General features: G+C 63.7%; 3 protein-coding genes and 1 pseudogene. All 4 read right to left on the bottom strand.

Annotated features, from left to right (window positions below):
* Positions 1-160 precede the first annotated feature (160 nt).
* Positions 161-481 (bottom strand): type II toxin-antitoxin system TacA family antitoxin, encoded by a 321-nt coding sequence (locus ABSG20_RS33595; RefSeq protein WP_423868741.1) that lies wholly within the window; start codon positions 479-481, stop codon positions 161-163.
* Between the two features lie 98 nt (positions 482-579).
* Positions 580-1194: a hypothetical protein gene (locus ABSG20_RS33590; protein ID WP_423868742.1), complete on the bottom strand. Its 615-nt coding sequence runs from the start codon at positions 1192-1194 to the stop codon at positions 580-582.
* Between the two features lie 76 nt (positions 1195-1270).
* Positions 1271-1882 (bottom strand): annotated as a pseudogene (locus ABSG20_RS33585) (PBSX family phage terminase large subunit); the annotation flags it as partial.
* Entirely contained in the window at positions 1879-2139 is a 261-nt protein-coding gene (locus tag ABSG20_RS33580; RefSeq protein ID WP_423868740.1) for a hypothetical protein, read from the bottom strand. The gene ABSG20_RS33580 and the pseudogene ABSG20_RS33585, both read right to left, overlap by 4 nt.
* Between the last annotated feature and the right edge of the window lie 876 nt (positions 2140-3015).

The following is a 3015-nucleotide window of genomic DNA, read 5'->3' as shown; positions in this document are numbered from 1 at the left end:
AACCCGACGACGCCCAGTCGGTCGTCGATCGCGACGAAAACGCGAGCCACATTGCGCTTTTCGTCTTGGCCCGCGCGAACACGAAACCAATCATCCAGCGCCGCGACACCGCAAGAGAACGCACGCCGTTCGTGCTTTCCGAGCGGTTCAATGGATGTGATCACATCAGCTCACCAAGGAGACGGCGGTGGCGCTTGAGAGCCTCGACGAGGCGGACGGCCGGCTCGGGGCCGCGCTCGATCGCCGCCATAAACGCGTCGCGATCCGCGCCGAGCAGAACCATGCGCTGATGTTCTTCCAAAAGCCGGCGCGCGCCTTCGTAAGCCAGATCGCCGGCGGCAAGCCCGGTAACGGACATGGCTTGACGAATGACCTTCTTCGCCGAGGGGGCCACCCGCAACTCCAATCGCTGCGTCTTAAGTTCCCGCGGCTGCGATCCCAGTTTCTTGGACGATACGGACTTCCCGCGGGTGGATGACATGGCTACGCCCTCCTACCAACCATGTACGGCATTTCTCCGTGCATTTCAAGGCTGGACGAAAATCGAGGCGGACCCGACTGCCGGCAGCAGCGGACCGCTCACGCATAGCCCTGATTCGGATACTGGATCACCCGATTGAACCCTGGCACCCGTTCCGGCTCCTCGTAACAGATCGCCATCAGGCCGAGGGCATCGGCGGCATGGCTGGACCAGTCGTGCTCCGGTCCGAGCCCGACATGGCGCGCGTCGTCCTTCTTCTCGTGGTAGAAGCCGATGGCGTCGCGGCCGGCTGCCGTGGTCGCCTCGTTGAACCACATCTTCGGCCCGAGCCGGCGCACCGCCTCGATCCGCATCATGGCCGCGCCCTTGCCCTGGTTTTTCACCGGCGGCTCGACCGTGAAACCGGCGTCGCGCAGATGATCCTCGTAGCGCTTGCCGGTGATGTTGTTTTCGTTGACGCCGTCATGCGGCAGATAAATCGTGGCGCCCTGGTAGCCGTGCGCGCGCAGCCAGTGGACGTGATAGGCCAGCACCTGGCCGGTGGCCTCGTAATAGTCGAGAATGCGGATTTCCTGGCCGGCCCATTGCACGATCCAGATCGTGAAGGCATCGGCCTGCGCGCCGCTGCCGCCGATGTCGATGAAGGCGCGCAGCGGCAGCAGCGGATCGGCGCTGACGTGGCCGATGCAGGCCCTGCGCGCGGGCCTCGCCAAGCAGCGTCGCAAAATAGGCGCCGGCGAAGGAGGAGGCATAGTCGCCTTCCCAGATGTGGCGATAGCGATCGGGATAAAGTTTGAGGTCGAGCTGGCGCTCCTGTTCCAGCTCCGGGGGAAACCACGGATTATCGCGCCAGTTGGCCTGCACCGCCACCGCCTGCGCGGGCTGCCGGTTGCGGAAGAAATCGTCGATCGCATCCGACTTCCGCCGTGGATTCCAGCTCGCCCAGATTTCCGAACCGGCGGCCCGGATCGTCGGCCGCAGCAGCTGCAGGCTGCGCGCGCTCAAAACCTGCGCCTCGTCGATCCAGGCGATCTGAAATCCCTCCAGCGACTTGATCGATTCGGCGGTGTGGTCCTGCATGCCGTTGAAGATGATCAGCCCGTCGCCCGGCGTGACGATGCGGTCGTGCAGCACGCGAAATCCCCGCCCCAGGCCGAGCGCCCGGATCTTGTCCTCGATCAGCCGCTTCGAGGATTGGGCGAGCGTGCGCTGGATCTCGCGGATGCAGACGGCGAGCATGCCCTTGTTGTCCTGGCATTGCGCGACCAGGAGCTCGCCGAAGAAATGCGACTTGCCCGAACCGCGGCCGCCAAAGGCGCCCTTGTAGCGCGCCGGCCTGGTCAGCGGATGAAACACCGCAGGCGTTTGAATTTGCAACAGTCCCGTGGCTTTGGCTTTCATTTTGGGATCTCAGCGGTCGGAATTCTGGGATGGACGATGACGCGCTCGATCCGATAGATCGGTTCCTCGGGGCCGCCCTCGCCGCCCGCGACGGGCGGTGGGGCCTTGCCCCAGCCGCGATCCAGAAGGGTTGCGGCGGCGGCGCGCCGCGCCGCCGGGGTGGCATCCTCGTTCCGCATGATGCCGACCAGGACCTCGATCGCAGTCCGGGTATGGCGCCGCGCCAGCGCGCGGACTTCGCTCGTGGTTTTTGGCATTTTAGTTACACCTCCAAGTTTGATCGCTGATCTCGCGATCGTTTGTGCAAGTGGCCTTGAGCATTTTCCGGAAAGGCGGACACCGGCTTTCCGCAAGAAAATGCGACAAATAAAGGAGAACTAGAGCGCCTTCCGATGCAACGTCATCGGAAAGCATTCTAGTTCTGCGTTTTGCGAAGTTCTGATCATGTCGACGCTTGCGACGCTGCGCTCCCTCTCCCGCTGTTCGCGGGGGAGGGTTGGGGTGGGGGAAGCTCCGGACGAAAATCCATCGATCGGGTATCGCGGCCACACGTAACCAACACCGCCGATGCCGCGCCCCCACCCCACCCTCCCCCGCGAACAGCGGGAGAGGGAGTGAGAGGCCAATGCCCGTGGCCTGAAATGACTGGCTTCACGGAATCGGTCGTCTAGTCATCGTCTAGTCACGCGCTTGAGCCCCAGGGGTCCGTGCTGCGCACGTCCCGAGAAAAACTCCGCGCTGGGTGGGGCCACCGCAGGCAAGGCATCCGATGACGTCGCGGAGCCTGTCATCGGGCGGCGCATTGCCGGCCCGCTGGCTGGTCCGGGCCAGGGCTTGCTTGCGGCAAATAAAAAACCCGCGACCGATATCTCGGCGCGGGCACTCGTTTTGCGACGATGACGAGATAGCGGTGATTTGCCCGACGTGTCAATTTCTTTCTAAATTTTTTTTGTTGTCTGCCGAGCCTCTGGATGACGCCGCGCAAAAAAGGCACGTGCCGACGGGCTGGACGACCGATTCCATGAAACCTGTCATTTCAGGCCACGGGCATTGGCCTCTCGCTCCCTCTCCCGCTCTTCGCGGGGGAGGGTGGGGTGGGGGCGCGGCATCGGCGGTGTTGATTACGTGTGGCC

Source organism: Bradyrhizobium sp., assembly GCF_049512235.1.
GTDB lineage: Bacteria > Pseudomonadota > Alphaproteobacteria > Rhizobiales > Xanthobacteraceae > Bradyrhizobium.
This window is presented reverse-complemented; position numbering and strand designations above follow the sequence as displayed.